17 protein-coding genes are annotated in these 20675 nt (G+C 43.8%); 4 read left to right on the top strand and 13 right to left on the bottom strand.

Annotated elements, in window-relative coordinates:
* Positions 1-262 precede the first annotated feature (262 nt).
* The 3 genes from sugE to ACN0W5_RS12955 form a co-directional block, all read right to left on the bottom strand.
* Positions 263-583: a quaternary ammonium compound efflux SMR transporter SugE gene (gene sugE / locus ACN0W5_RS12965; RefSeq protein WP_417454511.1), complete on the bottom strand. Its 321-nt coding sequence runs from the start codon at positions 581-583 to the stop codon at positions 263-265.
* A 146-nt stretch (positions 584-729) separates the two neighbouring features.
* Positions 730-1374: a LysE family translocator gene (locus ACN0W5_RS12960; RefSeq protein WP_417454510.1), complete on the bottom strand. Its 645-nt coding sequence runs from the start codon at positions 1372-1374 to the stop codon at positions 730-732.
* Between the two features lie 78 nt (positions 1375-1452).
* Positions 1453-2373 (bottom strand): DMT family transporter, encoded by a 921-nt coding sequence (locus ACN0W5_RS12955; protein ID WP_417454509.1) that lies wholly within the window; start codon positions 2371-2373, stop codon positions 1453-1455.
* 186 nt (positions 2374-2559) lie between these two features.
* Here ACN0W5_RS12955 and ACN0W5_RS12950 point away from each other — a divergent pair, with 186 nt between their 5' ends.
* Positions 2560-3957 (top strand): PLP-dependent aminotransferase family protein, encoded by a 1398-nt coding sequence (locus tag ACN0W5_RS12950; RefSeq protein WP_417454508.1) that lies wholly within the window; start codon positions 2560-2562, stop codon positions 3955-3957.
* 172 nt (positions 3958-4129) lie between these two features.
* On the top strand, positions 4130-4609 hold the full coding sequence (locus ACN0W5_RS12945; RefSeq protein ID WP_417454507.1) for a hypothetical protein: 480 nt from the start codon (positions 4130-4132) through the stop codon (positions 4607-4609).
* Positions 4610-4850: 241 nt separating this feature from the next.
* Here the strand turns inward: ACN0W5_RS12945 and ACN0W5_RS12940 are convergent, their stop codons facing one another.
* The 6 genes from ACN0W5_RS12940 to ACN0W5_RS12915 all read right to left on the bottom strand — a co-directional run bounded on the left by ACN0W5_RS12940 (position 4851) and on the right by ACN0W5_RS12915 (position 13474).
* Positions 4851-5336 (bottom strand): GNAT family N-acetyltransferase, encoded by a 486-nt coding sequence (locus ACN0W5_RS12940; RefSeq protein ID WP_417454506.1) that lies wholly within the window; start codon positions 5334-5336, stop codon positions 4851-4853.
* A gap of 178 nt (positions 5337-5514) precedes the next feature.
* Complete coding sequence (locus ACN0W5_RS12935; protein WP_417454505.1) at positions 5515-8103, bottom strand: DEAD/DEAH box helicase; 2589 nt, start codon at positions 8101-8103, stop codon at positions 5515-5517.
* 1028 nt (positions 8104-9131) lie between these two features.
* The gene (locus ACN0W5_RS12930; protein WP_417454504.1) at positions 9132-9635 is read right to left on the bottom strand and encodes a hypothetical protein; all 504 of its coding nucleotides are present in this window, start codon (positions 9633-9635) and stop codon (positions 9132-9134) included.
* Between the two features lie 18 nt (positions 9636-9653).
* Positions 9654-11177 (bottom strand): protein adenylyltransferase SelO, encoded by a 1524-nt coding sequence (locus ACN0W5_RS12925; protein ID WP_417454503.1) that lies wholly within the window; start codon positions 11175-11177, stop codon positions 9654-9656.
* Positions 11178-11360: 183 nt separating this feature from the next.
* Positions 11361-12770 carry an ATP-binding protein gene (locus ACN0W5_RS12920; protein ID WP_417454502.1) on the bottom strand — a complete coding sequence of 470 codons (1410 nt, stop codon included), beginning with the start codon at positions 12768-12770 and terminating at the stop codon, positions 11361-11363.
* 29 nt (positions 12771-12799) lie between these two features.
* Positions 12800-13474, bottom strand: a complete 675-nt coding sequence (locus ACN0W5_RS12915; protein ID WP_417454501.1) for a winged helix-turn-helix domain-containing protein — start codon at positions 13472-13474, stop codon at positions 12800-12802.
* A gap of 245 nt (positions 13475-13719) precedes the next feature.
* On the opposite strand from ACN0W5_RS12915, the gene ACN0W5_RS12910 reads away from it, so the two are divergent.
* Positions 13720-14829: a hypothetical protein gene (locus ACN0W5_RS12910; RefSeq protein WP_417454500.1), complete on the top strand. Its 1110-nt coding sequence runs from the start codon at positions 13720-13722 to the stop codon at positions 14827-14829.
* Between the two features lie 103 nt (positions 14830-14932).
* Here the strand turns inward: ACN0W5_RS12910 and ACN0W5_RS12905 are convergent, their stop codons facing one another.
* The 4 genes from ACN0W5_RS12905 to ACN0W5_RS12890 form a co-directional block, all read right to left on the bottom strand.
* The gene (locus tag ACN0W5_RS12905; protein ID WP_417454499.1) at positions 14933-15328 is read right to left on the bottom strand and encodes a DUF2059 domain-containing protein; all 396 of its coding nucleotides are present in this window, start codon (positions 15326-15328) and stop codon (positions 14933-14935) included.
* 338 nt (positions 15329-15666) lie between these two features.
* Complete coding sequence (locus ACN0W5_RS12900) at positions 15667-16476, bottom strand: substrate-binding periplasmic protein (protein WP_417454498.1); 810 nt, start codon at positions 16474-16476, stop codon at positions 15667-15669.
* Between the two features lie 175 nt (positions 16477-16651).
* Positions 16652-18442, bottom strand: coding sequence for an ATP-binding protein (locus ACN0W5_RS12895; protein ID WP_417454497.1), 1791 nt, complete (start codon positions 18440-18442; stop codon positions 16652-16654).
* A 132-nt stretch (positions 18443-18574) separates the two neighbouring features.
* A complete protein-coding gene (locus tag ACN0W5_RS12890; protein ID WP_417454496.1) occupies positions 18575-19645 on the bottom strand; it encodes an ABC transporter substrate-binding protein in 1071 nt (356 codons plus the stop codon).
* A gap of 391 nt (positions 19646-20036) precedes the next feature.
* Here ACN0W5_RS12890 and ACN0W5_RS12885 point away from each other — a divergent pair, with 391 nt between their 5' ends.
* Positions 20037-20648: a TylF/MycF/NovP-related O-methyltransferase gene (locus ACN0W5_RS12885; RefSeq protein WP_417454495.1), complete on the top strand. Its 612-nt coding sequence runs from the start codon at positions 20037-20039 to the stop codon at positions 20646-20648.
* Positions 20649-20675: the final 27 nt, after the last annotated feature.

The following is a 20675-nucleotide window of genomic DNA, read 5'->3' as shown; positions in this document are numbered from 1 at the left end:
TACTATTGTATGCACAAGTGTTAATATAGATTTAATCCCGACAAATTTGATGTGTTTAGGCTGTACGGATTCTTTTAAAAATATGTACGTAAATACCAGCTAGGGCCTGGGTCCTAGGTCTGTGCGATTAATATTTACGGAAGCACTATGCTTTAAAGCATAAAAGGACTTTTTTGCTCAGAAGGTAATTTGTTTTGTATTTTGTTCTCTTCATGTTGGTGAAACATGCCCAAAATTCATGCCCAAGATTCATGTCCGAGTATCATGCCGGTGAAAAAACTTTTAAACCAACAATGCCTGTTACGATTAACAGTAAGCAAATGATGCGCATGATGTCATGGCTTTCACCAAACAGGATCATCCCTAAGACTGCAACGCCAACCGTACCGATGCCTGTCCAGACCGCATAGGCCGTTCCAACCGGAATGGTTTTCATTGCGGCAGATAGTAGCCAAAAACTAATTGCCATGGCGGCAATGGTCAAAAGGGAGGGAACTAGTTTGGTCCATCCATCTGCGTACTTGAGCCCAATGGCCCACCCACATTCAAAAATACCGGCTAAGACTAAGTAAACCCAAGGCATGTCTGCTATACTCCTAAGTAATATCTTACAAGTCTCTCATCGCACGGTGTTCACGTTGCGACAAGCTGATATTTGCTTGATTTTGTGAGTATGTTTCACAAGATGAATGTTGAGGGCAGACTTTATAGTAATTTGGGCCGGACGGCTTATTTCAGTGTTAATAGTTTGAAGCCAGCAAACCCGAATATCAACGCGGCGGTGCCTTCTATCCAGCGCCGGAATGAACGATAGAGATCAATCATTCTTTGTGTGGAAAAGGCCAATGCGTAACCTCCAAAGACAAAAATACCCAAGAAAACGCAACCCCCAACGATGATAAAGCTAAGGTCCGTCGATGCGCCGGGAGTGATCCCGATAGTTATGATGGATAGCCACGCGAAGATGGATTTTGGGTTTGTCAGGTGAATGCCCAGACCGAGAAGGAGATATTGTGTATTGCTCCGGTTTTTATCCGTTTTCATCGCCTGTGGTGTTTGGGACCCCAAAGCGGATTTTAATGACTTATATCCAAGCCATAACAGGTAAATCCCGCCAACTATACGAAAGGCTGTCATCAACCAACCGAAAGAAGATAGAAGCGTTGAAAGGCCGAACGCAGCTAAAATGCCCCATGTCATTGACCCGATAATAACACCGCTTGCCATCATTAATCCCGGCGTGCGTCCTTCGCGCATAGAGGTGGACATGATTGCCAGATTGGCGGGGCCGGGGCTTATTGTCGCGATAAGATAGGCAGCATAAGAAACCGCGATGGTCGAAAGATAGGGGGGTAAGTCTTGTATATATGACACTACATAATCCTGCTATTGGGACATAATCCTACTATAGGGCATAAGCTTGATGATGGGTTGTTTGTTTCTTGGCAAAGCTTATTCGATGCCACGAACATTCGCGAGTTTGGTCACGGGGGGTTCAGTTGAAACATTCTTTTGTGCAAAACGTTTGGCCCCGGCAACACAAAGAACCACTGCTAGCGTGACAATCATCATTGCTAAATTAACAGTTTCGTTCAAAAGAAGCGCGGCCAAGATCAGGCTGAAAAAAGGTTGGAGTAGTTGGAGCTGACCGACAGAGGCGATCCCGCCTTCGACCAAGCCGCGATACCAGAAGATAAAGCCGATCAACATGCTAAAGAGGGACACATACGTCAAACCGATCCAGGCAGGTGTTGTGACATCAGCAAAGCTGGTAGGCATGGTGTAGAAGGTAATTGGAAGCATCAGCGGGAGAGAGAGAACAAGCGCCCAGGAGATTACTTGCCAGCCCCCAAGTCGCCGGGAAAGTTTTGCTCCTTCGGCATAGGCAAGTCCACAGAGAACGATTGCGGCAAACATCAGGAAATCCCAAAGGCTGAATGCTCCGGCACTTTCAACAAGGGCGTATCCGGCAACCAAGCCGGACCCCAAAATAGAAAACAGCCAGAATATTGCCGGTGGTTTTTCATTCCCGCGAAGAACGCCAAAGATAGCTGTGGCAAGCGGAAGCAAACCAATGAAGACCGTCGAATGGGCGGCCGTTACATGCTCTAATGCATAGGCCGTGAGCAGGGGAAAGCCAATAACAACGCCAAGAGCCACGATCAACAAAGAAAGAAGGTCTTTTGCCTGTGGGCGCTTTTCCCTGAACATCAATAAAAGAGAGAGACCGAGTAACCCGGCAATGCTTCCCCGAGCCAATGTCAGAAAGATAGGATCAAAAGAACCAACGGCAGCACGTGTTGCAGGCAGGGAAGCGCTGAAAATTGTCATGCCGATAAAGCCGTATAGCCAACCTTTGTTTATGTTCTTCATAATCCTAACTTTCTGTCATTTGTGGCCCTTATTGGCTCACGTGAAATTGAGGCCGAAATGTAATTAAGTGGAGGATAATCAGGTTACTCGGGCCTTGGTACTTATGTAGGTTGCTAAAGAAAACTGTACCAGATACAGTTAAGTACAGTTTGATTAAACTGTACTGGTTACAGGATAGGTACAGATATGATGTTGGTAGAAGAAACGACACTGGTTGAGCGGGTCATGGATGCGATCAGACAAAGAATTGCGGGTCGCACACTTGCGCCGGGGGCCAAGTTACCCTCTATCCGACGGTTTGCTGGTGATATGCAGGTTTCGAAATCAACGGTTGTCGACGCCTATGATCGTCTTTCTGCCGAAGGAGTTATCACCTCGCGACCGGGATCAGGGTTTTATGTTGCGGGACAGTTGGCACCTCTGTCTTTGGCAGAAATCGGGCCGAAACTGGACCGCGAAGTTGATCCCCTGTGGGTGTCGCGTCAGTCGCTGGATGCCGGAGGGAACTTTCTGAAGCCTGGCTGTGGGTGGATGCCCGCATCGTGGATGCCGGAAACATCTATTCGTAAGGCACTTAGAAATTTGTCGCGGGCAAATGATGCAATCCTGACTGAATATGGATCTCCATTGGGATTGTCAGAATTGCGCCAGTTTCTTGCCAGACGGGCGGGGGGATATGGTATTGATGCCAGCCCGGATCAAATTATCCTCACCGGGTCCGGTACTCAGGCTATTGATCAACTCTGTCGGTTTTTGCTGGAGCCGGGGCATTGTGTGGTTGTTGATGATCCCTGTTATTTTAACTTTCACGCACTGTTAAGGGCGCACCGAGCAAAGGTTATTTCTGTTCCCTTTACCCCAAACGGCCCAGATGTCCGGGCATTTGAACAGGTATTGATTGAACACAAGCCAAAGCTCTATATCACCAACTCTGGTCTGCATAACCCCACGGGGGCTACGTTATCCCCAGTGGTGGCGCACCGAGTGTTAAAGCTTGCAGAGCAGCATGATCTCACCATTATTGAAGATGATATCTTTGCAGATCTGGAACATGAACACGCGCCGCGCTATGCTGCCTTTGACGGATTAGAACGTGTTGTTCATATCGGTAGTTTTTCTAAAACGCTCTCGGCTTCGGTGCGTTGCGGATATATTATCGCCCGACCTGATTGGATAGATGGTCTGGTTGATCTTCGTATTGCAACGTCATTTGGGGCAGGACATTTTTCTGCCGAGCTCGTGTTATCTGTTCTGAAAGACGGCAGTTACCGCAAACATCTGGATGCGCTGAAAACAAAGTTGGCCGATACAATGGGCACCACGGCTGCCCGCCTGACTAAGCTTGGGATCAAGCCGTGGATCGAACCGCGTGGAGGTATGTTTCTTTGGTGCGAATTACCTGACGGAATGAATGCTGCCGATTTGGCGCAACGAGCCTTGGCCCGTGATGTCATTCTGGCACCCGGTAGTGTTTTCAGTATCACACAGTCTTCTGATAATTATATTCGTTTTAATGCTGCGCAATCTCAGAACCCAAAAATATTTGATGTACTCGAAGATTTGCTTATTGATATTAAAGATTAATTGGTTTCAGGGGCTATCATATTATTTTACGTTTTATTTTCTAACGGATGTCTTTGAGTAGGCAAACTGTAATTGTCGTTCAAGTGGTAAATTATAGGCATGATTTTTCATAGCGACGGTTTTTTATACCGCAGACGTTTGAACTCTATACTCATAAAAAGAGAGGCGTCTTATGAAGCTCTATCAAGTTATCTTACCAGCAACCGCATTACTTTTATCCAGTCTTGTCAGTAATGTGGCAATTGCGAAGTCTGCTAAGGGCAAACATGTCCAAAAACCTCATATTGTGAAATCTCACAAATATGTTCCGCCTGCTCAGAAGATTAAAAAGTCTCATGGTGTAAAAAGAAAGCGTCCCATTCAGATTATCTATACACAGAAAAAATTAAAGCAGAGGCATTTTTATAGATTAACTTCGTTACAACGCGCTCGTTTTGAGAACGCCTTTATTTCGGCAGTATCTATTTCAGATGGACGAGCCTTTTACTGGAATGCGAATGGTGTATCTGGTGCGATAAGCGTGTTTAATGACTCTTATCAGAATAATGGGTGCAGATCTTATCGACACACTGTGAAAATTAATGGAAAGTTAGAGAGGGTCGAAGGTCTGGCATGTAAACAGGTTAATGGCAGTTGGGAAATTATCTCGTGATAAATAGGCCTGCTGTTAGATCGCTGCATATATAGAAGCATTTTTATCGCTAATAATCTGGGTGAAGATAGATAGCCTGTAATATGACAGTTTTAACGATAGACTTGGCAGATTGGAATATGTGGGCAGGCCGTGTTTTGTCGCGATGGTTATCAACTTTTAGAGCCACCGAATAGATTTTAGGTCTTGTATCTGGCTTTGTCGTATTCTGAGGCAAGGTATCAAGACCAGCCCCTTCATTCTATATTAATTTTTCCATTGTGATATCCGTGGTGTGATACCCAAGTGATGCATAGAGTGCGTGTGCTGTTTTGTTAAAGGCAAAGACATGCAGACCAATTTTTTTGATGCCGAGTTTCTTTACTTCAGCCTCCAGCGCCAACATTGTGGCTTTGCCCAGTCCTTTGCCGCGTTCAGCCAGATTGATTTCAATATCATAGATGAACGCGGTTTTTTTGCCGTAATGTTCTTTAACGGCAAACCATAGGGAACCGACGGGTTGTTCCGATGAATTCATAATTGTGAAGATATAATTATCTGGCGTGCTTAATCCGTCTGGTAAACCTGATGCGTATGACTCTTCTGATAGTTTTAATGCGTTTTCAGGGCTGTATCCTGATTGTGCTTTATCTGCGGCAAAAGCTTTAATGCCGTGATCGCGCCAAGCTGGGTAATCTGCTTCGGCCATGGGGATGAGAATAGCTGTGCGGCCAGTTAGAATGCTCACGTTTTAATTTCCTTTGTATATAAAGTTACCCTTAAATAGATTGTTTTTATTTTTACCGTAATTATAGGTTGCAATTATAATATGAATGGAATGCAGTAAAATGAAAAGGAGCCACAATAAAAATTGTAGCTCCTGTGACATTTAAGCAGATAAAAGTGGAGGAACTGATTTTAAATGATCAGTCCTTCTTAGGTGCTTTTTTCCGTTTTAGTGTGGATGCACCTGCTTTATCACCAGCGGGCTTTCCACCTTTGCCTTTGAAAGGTTTCGCGCCTGACTTTGGACCTTTGGCGTTATCGCGGAAAGGTTTTTTGCCAAATGACTTTTTGTCACCTTCACTCCGTTTGCTATCTGAACTGTCGTCAAACCAAGGCTTTTTCCCGCTATCATCTTGGGGGCCTTGGAACTTGCCGTCAGCACCAAATTTGCCTTTAAACTTGGTTTTAGCTTTGGGGGTGTGATCTTTCTTTGCGTAATCACGTTCGCCAGCTTTGCGGTCGCCAAATTTCTTTTTGCCATAGGGTTTGTCGCCAGATTTATGGTCGCTAAACTTCCGATCATCTGATTTGCGGCCATCTGATTTCCTATCTGGGGATTTATCATCCCGATCTTTGAAATCGTTACCTTCGGCTGCACGGCGGCTGTATTCTTTGCTGCGGTCACTTCGATTGAAATTATCCCGAAACGGCTTTTGCTTATGCTTTTTACTCTCGCCTTTTCTACTCTCTCTGGGCTGGCGGTGATAACCCGGGCCGTCTTTATCGTCGAGGGTATCTTCAGGTAGATCCGGAATGCCTTCCAGACGTTTGACGGTAATGGTTTTTTCAATACGGTTGCTGCCACCAATGGTCTCAAAGAACTTTTCAGCGCCTTTGGGGGTTAGCTCGACATGGGTTTCCGCCATGTGAATGCGAATAGCACCGATTTCTTTTTTGGTAATACAGCCCGCACGACAAACCATAGGCAATAGCCACTTGGGATCGGCAGTGTGCTTGCGTCCGACGGTCATGGAAATCCAGACACCATCTTCGAAATCGACACGCTCTTTACGAGTTCCGGGGGAATTGTTGCGTCTGCCGCCGTTGCCGTATTCGTAACTGTCATCACGATCACGGCCGCGATCACGATCTCTGCCACCACGATCTCTTCCATCTCTGTCACGGTCTCTTTCCCGTGATGGTCTTTCCGGGCGGTCAATCAATTCTTCCGGTGCTGGGCGTCCGGCACTTTGGGTGCGGATTAGAGCAGCGGCAATCTGTTCTGCGCCATGCTTTTCAAGAAGCTCTTTGATGAATGCCTGTTCTTCTTCTTTTACAGGTTCGATCAACGTTGGGTTGGCAAGGAAGCGTTCGCGATCCCGTTGCAAGATTTCTTCAACAGATGGTGGTTTGGCCCAGGTTGCTTGAACCTTGGCACTTTCCAACAGACGTTCTGTGCGTTTGCGCCAGTTAAAAGGCACAACAAGGGCAGAAACACCCTTACGGCCAGCACGGCCTGTTCTGCCGGATCTATGCAACAGTGGTTCACGGCTTTTTGGAATATCGGCATGAACAACTAGCTCCAGATCGGGTAAATCGATACCACGCGCGGCAACGTCTGTGGCAATACAGACTTGCGCCCGACCATCACGTAGTGCCTGTATGGCATGACTACGCAGGTTCTGACTTAACTCACCGGACAGGGCAACGACAGAAAAACCGCGATTGGAAAAGCGGCTGGTCATGTGGTTCACGGTGGCACGGGTCGCACAGAAAACAATCGCATTCTTAGGCTCATAATACCGAACCAGATTGATGATCGCATTTTCCTTGTCGTTGGGGGCAACGGTCAAGGCGCGGTATTCAATATCGCTGTGTTGCTTTTCTTCGGCTTTGGTGCTGATACGAACTGCATTACGCTGATAACGCTTGGCAAGCATGGCAATAGAGCGCGGGACAGTGGCCGAGAACATCAGGGTACGACGTTCTTTCGGTGTGGTATCCAGCATATATTCGAGGTCGTCCCGGAAACCGAGATCAAGCATTTCATCCGCTTCATCCAGAACAACGGCCCGTAGCGCACTGATGTTCAGGGAACCGCGTTCAATATGATCGCGAAGACGTCCGGGCGTACCAACAACAATATGTGCACCACGTTCCAGCGCCCGCCGTTCGCTGCGCATATCCATACCACCAACACAGGTGGCTGTACGTGCGCCTGTATCGCCATAGAGCCATTCAAGCTCTCGCATGACCTGTAGGGCAAGTTCACGCGTTGGGGTGATGATCAGGGCAAAGGGCGCATCGGCGCGTTTGAAGTGATCCTGCCCTTCCAACAATGTCGGGGCGAGGGCAATACCAAAAGCAACTGTTTTACCTGAACCTGTTTGCGCAGAAACCAATGCATCCGCATCGGCAAGTTCCGGATCAAGAACGGCTTTTTGAACGGGAGTTAGCTTTGCATAGCCTTTTTTCGCCAAGGCTTTTGCCAAGGGTGCAGCTACGCCTTCAAAGGGATCAGCTTGTTCTGGTTCGAGGTCTGGTTCAGCGTTTGCGGCGGTGTCAGTGTTGGCCTCTGTACCTGAAACTGCACCCGAAGTGGCTTCTGTATCCGCGCCATTATCTGCATTAGGCGTTTCGTCGTTTTGATCTTGTGTTGAAACGCCAGGATTGTTTTCTTCTGCGATGGTTTCTACAGGTGTATCAACGGCGGCATCTGGTGCGTCTTCTGAAATGTCTTCTGTAACGTCTTTTGGGGTGTCGTTGACGGGTGTATCCGAATTGGACATCTTTAATCTTTCTGATTATTTAGCCGTAATATCCCATATGGATATTCTGGGCAATGTTCTGGCTGCGCGGCAAGGGCCATCAAGAAGATAGCTAACGAACAGGCGCGGCAGGTGTAACGTGAATGGGGACCTCAATCTCTTTATCTGTCGGGTCCACCGTACATACTTACCGTACATACTTAACAGTAAAATACTTAAAAGCTGGCGTCCTTGTACGTTGTGTTGCACAGAAAGTAAAGCATACAGAGGTTAAACAATTGCCCTATTCTCGCTGAACAATGCTGATTTTAGGTTTCAGAGTTAATTTGCTATATAAAATGAACATCTTTACGCCAAAAAATTATAAAATTATCAAACAATTTTTCGACTTAGCGGCCTTGATAATTGCGATATATAAACAGGGATAAATACAGTGGAAGCAACGTCCCATTGCAAGTCAGTTCGACTGACCATCAACGATAAACCAGAATTTCTTTTAAGCTGTAACTGTTTAATCTGTCACCGCTTCGGGGCGCTCTGGACCTACTCAACCCCGGATCAAATTAAGGTTGAATGCACAGGTCGCGAGACTAAAGCCTATAAACATGGCGACGAAACTATTGCCTTTCACCACTGTGAAAACTGTGGCTGTATCACCCATTGCACCCACAGCTATCTTTGTTTTTTTATCCGTTCTCTGAGTTTAACACCAGCATAGCTCTCTAGATAAGCGAGATGTTTGGGATTAAAGGCGTATAAAGTGTTGTTCCCTACGTTTTCCTATAACCAGAGCGGGTAATTTTGCTCATGCCAGTTAAAAGTATTGTAGCCATGGTATTTGAAGTATGCTCTATCTGTTTTAATAGAAAACCCGCAATTTGAGCAGGTTAGAAAGTCAATCCCTAGAACTAAATTGTCGGATGCTTTTTTGTTATTAATAACGGCATATCCTTGGCAATGAGGACAGACCACATAACTAGGCTCTATTTAGTATGATAAACAATATGGAGGATATTGAAATCGATCTGACATATTTAAATTTTCATATTTCAGAATGGGTTCGGGCAACAAACAGCTGCCTCAAGCATATTTTCATTGGAAGAGAGCTTCAATCCGTTTTCATCTAGATTGTTATAGATCACTAAACTTTGGTTTTCTTCTGTCGTCAGGATTAAGTCGACCCAGATTTCGCATTGATGACTGCCTATATTCATATGACCAGGAGAAAGACACACCCGTTTAAGTTTCTGACCTATAATACCATTTATTCTCTTTATGGGATTTAAAAGCCAACGAACTTGAAGGTCTGTTGTAGGGAAAGGGAGGGCTTCTCCCTCCTCGATCATTAATTCATCAAATTTTCTCCAAGAAATCGAAAGTTTCGTGTCCTTAAAGTGAAGTCGGAAAGGCAAATCCATCCAGTCATCCCAAGCCCTATTTTCTTCACACCAAAGCTGAGCGATTGAATAACCTGTAATTTCAGAACCAATCAAAGGTGTGAAATGCCGTTGAATAAGCTCGATCTTATCTTTTTTAGTGGATTTAAACTGCATGAAAAATGTTCGTTAATTCTAAGTCCCACAGAAAGTAGCATGAACAACTTCTTCTGGTTTGGGAGGCACTTCGTAATGGGCGTTGTCGGGTTGTTCTGTAAATGGGGCTGACAGGATGCTGTGGAGTTGTTCAAAGGGGGCGTAATCACCTGCAACGGCAGCTTGGATAATGGCTTCGACCTGATGGTTTCGGGGAATGAAGATCGGGTTTGATGTGTGCATGATCTCAAGGCGTTCTTCGGTTGAAGCTTCTTCTTGATCTTGCCGGGCTTGCCACTGTTGGAGCCATGTGGTCAGGGCTTCAGGCTCTTTGAACAGGTTTTGTAGTTTTTCTTTATGATCTTGGTCACTTTGGTCTTCGGCACCTTGGTCTTGTCCTAAATTAGATCGGGCATAACCCGTGAGGTGACGGAAGAAGAGAGTGAAATCGACTTCGTTATCTGACAAGAGCTTAAGATTGTCGCCAATAAAATCCGGGTCACCGTGCTGTAAAGTTATTAGGCCAAGCTTTTTGCCAAAGCCTTCGAAGTAATAGTTGCTGAAAATATCCTGAAATTCATCGATGGTTTCTTGGCCGATACCAACGGCGACCTGAGCGTCTTCGTGTAAAATCGGCAGCAAGGACTGGGCAAATTGAGACAGGTTCCAGTGCGCCATGCCAGGTTGTTTGGCCCATGCATAACGGCCTGCATGATCAATAGAGCTAAAAACAGTGCCGGGGTGGTAGGTATCCATAAAGGCGCAGGGGCCAAAGTCGATGGTCTCGCCCGCCACAGACATATTATCGGTATTCATGACGCCGTGGATAAAGCCAACCTGCATCCACTTGGCAATCAGTCTGGCCTGTTTGTCCATGACCATTTCAATCAGCGCGCGATAAGGGTTTTGTGCTTGTTTGGCTTCGGGATAGTGGCGGTCAATGACATAGTTCGCCAATATACGCAGGTTGTCTTTGTTACCTTGGGAATAGTGATATTGAAAGGTGCCGACCCGGATATGGCTTTGGGCAACACGGGTGATAATAGCACCGGGCAAAGGACCTTCTTCGCGGAGGATCTTGTTGCCGGTCTCTACAGCAGCTAAGGCACGTGTCGTCGGAATGTCCAAAGCCGCCATGGCTTCACTAATGACATATTCTCGCAGGACAGGGCCGAGCCATGCCCGGCCGTCACCACCACGGGAATAGGGGGTGCGCCCTGAACCCTTGAGGTGGATATCACGGCGGATACCATCCGTTCCAACTGTTTCACCGAGCAAAATCGCACGCCCGTCGCCCAGACGTGGTGACCATCCGCCAAACTGATGCCCGGCATAAACCATCGCCAGCGGTGATGCGCCGTTGGGCACACTATTCCCCGCGAGCATTTGAACACCGTCTTCGGATTTCAACGCAGCAGGATCGATGCCCATAAGTGTGGCAAGACCTTCATTCACCTTAATCAGTTTGGGGGCGGCAACTGGGACAGGGTCTTGCCGGGTATAGAACTGTTCAGGCAACTGAGAAAAGCTGTTATCAAAGGGAATGTTTACAGTTGAGGTCATTGGTACCAATTTCTGAGAGCGGATCGTGCTTTAAAAATAGGGATAGTCGGCATCATGAACAATGGGAAATGATGTTTTGGGCAATTTAACAAAGCAACAGTCTGGGGTTCTTTATTGCCTGTTGAATGGAAGGATATGATTGAAAGCTATTTTGACGAATTGAAAAGTGGTATTTAAGAATGCCTATGACGTAAGCAACGTTGACGCTTTTGGTATTGATATTTCAACCTGAAAACCCTTTTCGTTGCTGAATTTCAAGTTGCCATTATGAAGATGGATAACCGCAGAAACGAGGGAAAGTCCCAGTCCGTTGCCGGGTAAATTACGGCTTGATTCCACCCGATAAAATCGTTCCAGAACTTTTTTGTGTTCTGCTTGGGGAATGCCATTTCCTTGGTCGTGGATGGACAATGTCACATGGGTGTCCGAATTATCTATGCGGATGGTTATTACACTGTTATCAGGACCATATTTGATGGCGTTATCCAGTAAATTTGATATGCATTGGGCGATGAGATCGCAATCGCCAGATACCAATAGATCATCGTTAGGTGAAGGGTCTAGGACCGTGTGTTGGTTGGGAACGGCGTCTTTAAAGATAATCTGTTGCCCTTTATCTTCGGCAAGGGGTTCGTAAATTTCAATGGTGTCTTTGACCAGATGAGACAGCCGTATCGGCTTGAAATTCGTTTCCAGTTCACCTGTTTCCAAGCGGGATATACTGAGCAGGGCCGTGAAGGTCATCAAGAGTTGATCAACCTCGGCGATGGTTGATTCGACCAATTGGCGGTTTTTGTCGCCGAGTGTGAGAATAAGCAGGCTTTCCAGACGACCATGAACGCGGGTTAAGGGCGTGCGCAGATCATGGGCAATGTTGTCTGTCACATGTCGAATGCCGTCCATCAGGGTTTCGATACGATCAAGCATTGTGTTTAGTGTGTGCGCCATTGCATCGATTTCATCGCTGGTGTGCGAGACAGGAATTCGGTGTGAAAAACGACCCTGCATGATTTGGGTACAGGTGCCAGAAATCAGATCCAGACGGTTTTTTAGATTGCGGTGTAGAAGGAACCCCGCTGCACAGCCCCCGGCGATACTAAACAGGACGGCACCCAGAAAAATCAAAAAGACATAATCTTCCAGCTCTTCTTCTTTGAGTGTATCCAGGCCCAATAACAGGTGATATTTATCATCAAGGTTTAAGGCTAAGAACCTGTATTCATTGGGATTTTCGTTCGTGTCTTCTACTTCTGTCCATCCTGCTATTCTGGGAACGCTTTCCGGCCAGTGATTGATATTACCGGACAACTTTTGAAAATCAGCATCTGCCAGCAGGTAAATTCTGTTTTGTGAATCTGATTGTGCAGCGCGTTTTTCAATTAGCTTGGTCAGTAGGTCAATACCCCCAAGTTCATAGACGCCCCGCATGTCACTTATTTTCGTCTGGAGTTTGCTGTCGACCTCTTTTTCCATGAAGTATTCAGATGTTTCAGAAACGACGGCTTCGAAGACAAGGGTGCTGATGATAAAGATCGCACCAAAGCTCAGCGCGAATTTTAAGGAGAGAGAAAGGTGGGGAGCTTTGATTTTCAAAACGTCATTCCGGTCGGCTTTGTTTGGGGTTAGTCTTCGCGCAGGCAGTATCCAGCGCCACGAATTGTATGCAGCAACTCGTTTGGATAGCCCTTGTCTATTTTGTTGCGTAATCTGGACATATGAACGTCAATTACATTTGTTTGTGGGGCAAAGTTATAATCCCACACCTGTTCCAGAAGTATGGTGCGGGTGACTACTTGCCCGGCATGACGCATCATAAATTCCAAAAGCTTGTATTCTTTTGGTTTTAGGTCAATCTCAACACCTGCGCGAGTTGCTTTGCGTGACAAAAGATCAATTTTTAATTCGCCAACAGTTAGTTCTGATTCCGCATTTGAAGGTATTGTCCGCTTTAGAAGAACCTGTACGCGAGCCAAAAGCTCCGCGACGGAAAAGGGCTTGACCATATAGTCATCACCACCAGATTTTAGCCCGTCAATGCGGTGGCGTACATCCCCCAGGGCAGACAGAATAAGCACGGGCGTTGCGATCTCGGTTGCGCGCAAGGTTTTTAAAACGGACAAACCGTCTTTGGTCGGAAGCATACGATCAAGAATGATGACGTCATAGCTTTCGTTCGCGGCCATAAAAAGACCATCGCGTCCATCATGTGCGGTATCTGTGACAAACCCTGCTTCTTTCAAGGCTTGCGCGACAAAGTTGGCAACCTCGTGGTCGTCTTCGATTATTAATGCCCGCATCTAAAAATTTGATCCTGCTTGTCGCTGTATCGGTATCTATGCCCGTTCAGCGGTGAAGTGTTGCGCCTCTGTCAGGGGCAGATACTAACACGTTAAAAGGGGAAATAAATAACATGAACAAAAATTTAGAATTCAGACACGCTGACGATAAGTAGAAAACCTTAGTTTAGCTCTGCCAGAAAATACAAGTCACCTAAGAGAATCCTTTTCCCGTTGATTTTATCAATGAAAGCAGAGCTTTAAGTATGTTGAAAAAACAAAAATTAAAAACCTTTCTATCCTTGTCGATTATTCCTCTTGCTCTTTTGGGATGGATTAAATCGGAAGAAATCAGGCATACCGCGCTTTTGGCCCATACGGACATTACCAAGGGATATTTCTTATCGGGGTTTGCTTTGCAAAAACCAGCTTGGTTTGTTGCAGACAAGAATGCAATGTTCACCGAAAAGTCTGGAACGCTACAGATAAATAAAGGGAATTGGGATATTTCCGAACCTCTTATCCTTGACGGGGGCCTGACGATTGAACCGGGTGCTGTGCTCAATTTTTCCAAAGATAGTTATGTGATCGTAAATGGCCCGCTTAAAGCCGTTGGCACAGACCAGATGCCGATTGTGTTTCAGGGAAAAGATAGTCAACTCTGGAAAGGGGTCTATGTTCACGAAGCAAAGAGCCAATCCAGGCTGGAGAATGTTGTTATCTCGGATACTGATGCTTTGGAAAATGACCGTCTTGAGCTAACGGGGGGGGTAACCTTTTATCGCTCCAATGTTTCTATCAAAGACACGCACTTTCAAAATTCTAGCGCGGAAGATGGGTTGAACATCATCCTATCCGAATTTGAAATGGTGAATACGCGGTTTGATAAAATGCGGTCTGACGCGATTGATAGTGATTATTCCAATGGCGTTATAAAGGACGGCGTTTTTACGGATATTGGAGGGGATGGGATAGATTTTTCTGAAACAAGAGGCTGGGTTGAAAATCCCCAAATTTCGGATGTGCATGATAAAGGAATTTCGGCCGGTGAAAATTCTGTCGTAAGTGTCATGGGGGGCGTTATTAAATCTGTTGGCGTTGGTGTGGCTTCGAAAGATGGAAGCGTTGTTGATATTATGGAAACCGAGATCAAAGATGCAGCGCTTTTTGGTTTAATGACCTATGTAAAGAAATCTTCTTATAACCTGCCTGAACTCAACGCCTATAACCTTTTCTGGGGGGGAGCAGGGACCAAAGCCAGCAACAATAACTGGATACGACAAAACGGGACCACGTTGACCATAAATGGACAGGGTGTACCGGAAGAATCACTGGATGTTAAAGCTCTTTACCGAGGCCCCGTTATGGCCAAGTAAAGGTTGATCACCATCTTTTACCGACAAGGAATAGAGGTTAAAGCTCTATTCCTTGTCCTTTGAAGCGTTTCGTAAGTCTTAACATTATCTTGGGCATGATTGTTTAAAGTTTGTTTTGGCTATTTTCGGTACTTTCCTGAATGATGAGCGGGATTTTTGATATGGCTTTTTGCCCGACAGGTGTTTTGTAAAAGATAACAATTTCTCTCAATTCATCTGTCCTAAAGTGTTTGCTGTAAATTCTCTGAATATTCTTTCTGAAGCTAGGGCCATTAATATCGTTCTCGACCAATTCAATTGTAACTTCCTCAATTATTTTTAATGCACGATATGGTATATTAGGGTTCGCCTGTTTTAGGCTGGCGTAAATGTTTTGAACAACCGCTTTTGCCATCAACTTAACTGTATTTTCTGTCTGTGTAATTTCAAGTAATTCATTGATGATGGCTGTTTTTTCTGTTGATGACGTTTCGGGCTGTAGGGGGGGAAGAACAATCAAAGAATGAATGAATAAAAAAAGGCAGGAAAGATGATGGCTATAAAATCACAACTTTTGGGAGAAATGGGTGAGCAGACGGTTAACGATCATTTCTCTCAACGTAATCCTGATTATTTGATTGTAGAATTTAGTGAATATTATTATTCGACCCATATTATGCAGGATGATGCTGAACTTCTTTGAAAAAAGATTAACTCTAAATCGGAGACATTTCAGGGGAACAGACCACATTGCTTAAATCAAATCGTGCTATATGAAGGACCCTAAGTTAGGAGTTATGAATCATAAAATTATCATAGACAGCAATAGATTGAATTGGGTTCACACTTTAGTATCGTTTAAGGCTCGATATATTTATTAAAAATATTATTATAAGTACCGTCTGCTTTCATTGATGCAAGCGCAATGTTGTAGTCATTAATAATTTTCGTAAAATCTCGCTTTTTTGTAAACGCTAGGTAACTTGGTATAACTTCAATATCGGGTGATAATTGCTTTACTCTATTGGTTAGGCCCATTTTTTTTAGAGTATTAAGTACAACGTATTTATAAGAAGGAAGTACATCAATGCGACCTGCAATAAGTTTTCGAATATTACTTTGAGAGCTGTTAGTAATATCTATTTTTTCAAAAAAACCTTTTTCTAGTGCAGAATCCATCTTTGGACCATAGCTAGTATCATTAATGATACCAAGCGATAAACCCGACAGTTCCTGTAGGTTTCCATTGAAGGTTATTGTAGATTCAACCGCAACAAAAAAGGTTTGCACTTGATCAATAAGAACTTCATCAGCATATGTAAGAAACGCTTGACGCTCTTCTGTATTATAAATAGAAAAAATCCCATCAACAGCTCCTTCTTTTACTTCCTGTTGACACCGTGCCCAAGGCATTAATTTTATTTCTACAGAATGGCCTATTCGTTTAAAAACCTCATTTATGACGTCAACTAATATACCCTTTTGTTCTCCATTTTCTAGATACGAAGTTGGAATACTATTTTCTGCAGCCGCTAAAACGAATTTTTCAGCAAACACAGCTTGAGAATTAAGAAGAAGGGTTGAGCTGGCAACCAAGAAACCTAGCAAATATCGCTTCAGTTTAACGAAGAGATCAATTGTGAAAACTATCAACTGATAATCACGCATTCAGATACTCCTTTATTATGCGGCCAAGAACCAACATAACAACGCAAGAATATAGTAATACTCTTTATTCGGCGGCTATACAGAGAGCACACTTTTTGATGTTGCATTCTGTTCGCAGGTATTGAAGCGGGTCCATGCACAGCACTTTTGGTCATGCTGAACCTTGTATTTTTTATCAGGCTGCGTTTGCCGATTTTTCATGGATAAGACGTTTAAGGGTTTTAAGAAGGTCATCCATGTTTAAAGGCTTTGAACAAGTCGCGTTCATACCACTTGCAATATATTCTTTTAAATTACTGGTTTCGATATCGGCTGTTAAAGCAATGATCGGTACAGTTGATTTGTTGGTATCAGCAAGAGCTCGTATTTGCTTTGTCGCTTCCACGCCATCCATATCTGGCATGTGAATGTCCATCAGAATAATGTCATAATCATTCTTGGTTACTTTTTCGACGGCTTCGAAACCATTATCAGCAGTGTCCACAGACTGACCGCTTTTTTCCAGTAGAGCTTTTGCCATGATCTGGTTCACCTTGATATCTTCTACGAGCAAAAGATGAAGGTTTGTTAGGTCATGTTCGGGAATTTCTTCCTGAGGACGGAAGAGGGCTTTGGTTTTGTCGAGTGTAACTTCAAACCAGAAGGTACTGCCTTTTTCTTCTTCGCTATCAACCCCGATCTGACCATCCATCGCGAGGACTAGTTGCTTGTTAATGGCAAGCCCCAAACCTGTTCCTCCATAGTTCCGTGTTGTTGATGCATCGGCTTGGGAAAAGGCGCTGAAAAGAGCTGATTGTTTCGATTTCGGGATACCAATGCCCTGATCTGAAACCTCAAAACGTAATCTTTGGGTAAACTCATCTTCAGATTTTAGAGAGACACGAAGGGCAATTGAACCGTCAGTGGTAAACTTCACCGCATTAGAGAGAAAGTTCATCAGGATCTGGCGTAGTCTGACGCTATCGCCAAGTACCCATCGATGAATGTTATCGGGGAAGGTAACATCAAGAGTGTTGTTTTTTTCCCTTGCTGCGAGAACCATCATACTGCTGGTTTCTTCAACAAGTTCTGCCAAGCTCATGGCACTTTTTTCTAATACCAGTTCGCCCGCTTCGATTTTAGAGAAGTCCAGAATATCACCGATGAGATCCATCAGATGATTACCCGAGCTGGAAATAGTTTTAATGTAATTTTGCGTTTCTTGCGGAAGAGTCTGAATGTCTTTGTCACCAAGTGTCAGATCTGCATAGCCCAGTATTGAGTTCAAAGGCGATCGTAGTTCATGGCTCATATGGGCCAGGAACATGGATTTGGCTCTGTTTGCAACTTGAACTTCTTCGATTTTGTTTTTGATTGCCTCGGACATGCCTTCCATAGCGCGGGCCAAATCACCGAGTTCATCATTTGAAGTGACGTCGATATGGTCTATTGGTTCTTGTTTTGCAATGTGTGCTGCTGCTTTTTGTAGATGATTAATAGGTTGTATCAAAAGGCGACGGGTTACGAGTGTAAGCAATCCACCCATCAATAAAATAGAAAGAAGAGATACCCCAATTGTTACAAGCTGAATAATTGAAACTTGTTGAGTGACTTCTGCCTCGGGACGAGATACAAAAATAACCCAATTCCAGTCTGGTTTATCGAATGCTGCTGATGCATATAGTGTATTGATGCCGTCGAGGGCTTGAAAAATTCCAAAACTTTGCCCTTTTTGCGACTGAGCAAGTTCACTCCATTGATAGAGAACGCTTGGGTCTTTGCTATCGCTACAGTAAATAGGAGTGCCATCTTGACCGATGATAGAGTAGCGTCGATTGGTGATAGTCGCTAAGCTATTTAATTCATTGAATATCTCTTCCTGATAGGATTCAACAAATGCGGGCATGTCTGTCAGACCGGCTTGTTTCAAAAGATCATACCGTGAAGATATAATATGGTGCACAGCTTCGTTAAGAAGAAGATTCATATTTTCTTCTTCGCTTTTATAAAGTGCATTTCTGGAATGTGTATAAGACCAATATCCAAGAGAGCCAATGCAAATCAAAATAATTGGCAGCATAGTCAAAAAGTACTTTTGGTATAATCTCATGTCAGGCTTCTATCGATAAATGTTTTTACCCGCGAGCTTTAGAAGAGCAGAGGGAATAACAGTTCCCAGTTCCGTCGCGGTTGTAATGTTTATACTAACTAAATAGCTATTTGGTCGCGTCACAGGGATTTCCCCTGCTTTTTTCCCCTTGAAAATTTGGTCGGCGATTTCAGCGGCTGCTATGCCGTTGACTTCTGAGTTCGACGTCATAGAGAGCATGGCGCCGGCTTTAACCGATTCAGTATTGTTGGAAAAGATAATCGGTATATTTTTTTCTTTTAAAGTTTTCAGAAATTTGAGATCACTTCCCATGGGACCTGTTGATAACCAAAGTGTGTCAAAACGAGTACGATTATTCTCAATCACTTCCAAGGCGTTTTTATGCAAAATATCCCTATTTTCTTCACCGGGAAGGTACTGGAAATTTAAGTTTATGAATTCTAGTTCGTTAAGATTTTTGCCGATCTCCATAATTTGTGCTGTTTCACTAACCGCTGAAGGATAAGTAGAGTTTACGACACCTATCCTCATTGGAGATATTTTTGTTAATGGTTTAAGAGCTTGTTTGACGATTTCAATCTTGGCTGCGGGGGGGATAATATGTGTTTTTCCGGTGATATGTGTACCGCTAGCTTCTCCTATCGCACGAACAAAACCTTCTTTTTCAGGATAAGAAACAAGAATAAAAACTTGAGGAATATCTTGATCTTTTAATAATTTATAAGATGCTTTTGTTGCGAGCGTTGCAATAGTGACAACCATATCTGGTTTTTCATTGTTTAACTCATCAGATAACAAACGATAGGATGTTTCCGAATTACCTTCTGCATCTAGAGTAACATATTCGATGTTGTTTCCCTCTAAATAACCTAGGTCGGTCATTCCTTTGCGAAACCACTTGGTTGCATCCTGAAGAGCGGGAAGGCTCATCGTTTCAATGACAACAACTCTTTTGGGTTCTTCAGCTTTTGCTTGGGATATTACGCTAAGACCAAGAATGGAAGCCAGCAGTATATATAAGGCAAGCACCAGCTTGATAAACTTATGATTTCCTTTGATAATGCGAGCATAAAACGGCAAAGCTGGGACCTCTTAAAGTCTTTATTGTTTATAAGTTAACCAGACTGTCTGTGTGCGATTTGTTATGTTTTCAAAATACAATCTGCGTCACAGTTATTTCCTTTTTACAATAACATCTGTTAACAAGGGGCTAATAAACCAGAGGTTTCTACTTTTCTTATAATGATCAAATCGTCTGTAAGTTTATAAATAATATGCTACTTTTGTCTGTAGTGCTTGTTGATTGACAATTAAACTAAGAAGTAGAATGTCTGGGTGGATATAATTAATTGAAAAATAGTCAAAAATTTAGTTAAGCGATTAATGATCCATGTTTTCTTGGATAATGCATTTCGTTTTTGAGCTGTAAACAAAGAGAAATCACGACTTATTTTTTTGAAAGTAATTTAAGATGAATGAAGATTTGTTTTTAGAAAATTTATTAAAAGCTCACATTTATGAAGATAGAATTTTACATCTTCTTGATGCTGCTGAATTATCAAATTTTTTTGGGTATTCGTTAGAGTTTGGAGTGTACAAGGGACGAACACTTAATTGTTTGTCGCATGCATATCCAACGGAAAAATTTTGGGGATTTGATTCGTTTGATGGATTGCCCGAGCCTTGGTATCTTTCTCTGGATAAAGCAAGTGTTACACCAGAAAAATGGTTTGCATTAGATAGAATTCCAGAAGTTCCTAACACTGTAAAACTTGAAGTCGGCTTATTTGAAAATACAATTCCTGAATGGTTAAGACGTTATTCGGGTCTGGTATCATTTATACATGTTGATTGTGATTTATATTCGTCAACAAAAACAATATTGTCTCTATTGAATGATAGGATTGTTGAGGACACTGTACTCGTTTTTGACGAGCTGGTTAATACGCCAGAAAATGAATATGAAAACTGGCGAGAGGGGGAGTGGAAAGCCCTCAACGAGTGGTGTGATCAATACAACCGGGAGATAGAAATTCATTCCAAAACAACAAGCTGCCAAGTAACAGTTCGGGTTCTGAGATAAAATTTATCTGGGGTATGAGTGATTAAT

Source organism: Kiloniella sp., assembly GCF_048270245.1.
Taxonomy (GTDB): Bacteria; Pseudomonadota; Alphaproteobacteria; order Kiloniellales; family Kiloniellaceae; genus Kiloniella.
This window is presented reverse-complemented; position numbering and strand designations above follow the sequence as displayed.

Coding starts and splice junctions, on each gene's coding strand:
- sugE (WP_417454511.1), bottom strand. CDS start 583: ATGCCTTGGGTTTACTTAGTCTTAGCCGGTATTTTTGAATGTGGGTGG.
- ACN0W5_RS12955 (WP_417454509.1), bottom strand. CDS start 2,373: ATGAAGAACATAAACAAAGGTTGGCTATACGGCTTTATCGGCATGACA.
- ACN0W5_RS12950 (WP_417454508.1), top strand. CDS start 2,560: ATGATGTTGGTAGAAGAAACGACACTGGTTGAGCGGGTCATGGATGCG.
- ACN0W5_RS12945 (WP_417454507.1), top strand. CDS start 4,130: ATGAAGCTCTATCAAGTTATCTTACCAGCAACCGCATTACTTTTATCC.
- ACN0W5_RS12935 (WP_417454505.1), bottom strand. CDS start 8,103: ATGTCCAATTCGGATACACCCGTCAACGACACCCCAAAAGACGTTACA.
- ACN0W5_RS12930 (WP_417454504.1), bottom strand. CDS start 9,635: ATGCAGTTTAAATCCACTAAAAAAGATAAGATCGAGCTTATTCAACGG.
- ACN0W5_RS12925 (WP_417454503.1), bottom strand. CDS start 11,177: ATGACCTCAACTGTAAACATTCCCTTTGATAACAGCTTTTCTCAGTTG.
- ACN0W5_RS12915 (WP_417454501.1), bottom strand. CDS start 13,474: ATGCGGGCATTAATAATCGAAGACGACCACGAGGTTGCCAACTTTGTC.
- ACN0W5_RS12910 (WP_417454500.1), top strand. CDS start 13,720: ATGTTGAAAAAACAAAAATTAAAAACCTTTCTATCCTTGTCGATTATT.
- ACN0W5_RS12900 (WP_417454498.1), bottom strand. CDS start 16,476: ATGCGTGATTATCAGTTGATAGTTTTCACAATTGATCTCTTCGTTAAA.
- ACN0W5_RS12895 (WP_417454497.1), bottom strand. CDS start 18,442: ATGAATCTTCTTCTTAACGAAGCTGTGCACCATATTATATCTTCACGG.
- ACN0W5_RS12885 (WP_417454495.1), top strand. CDS start 20,037: ATGAATGAAGATTTGTTTTTAGAAAATTTATTAAAAGCTCACATTTAT.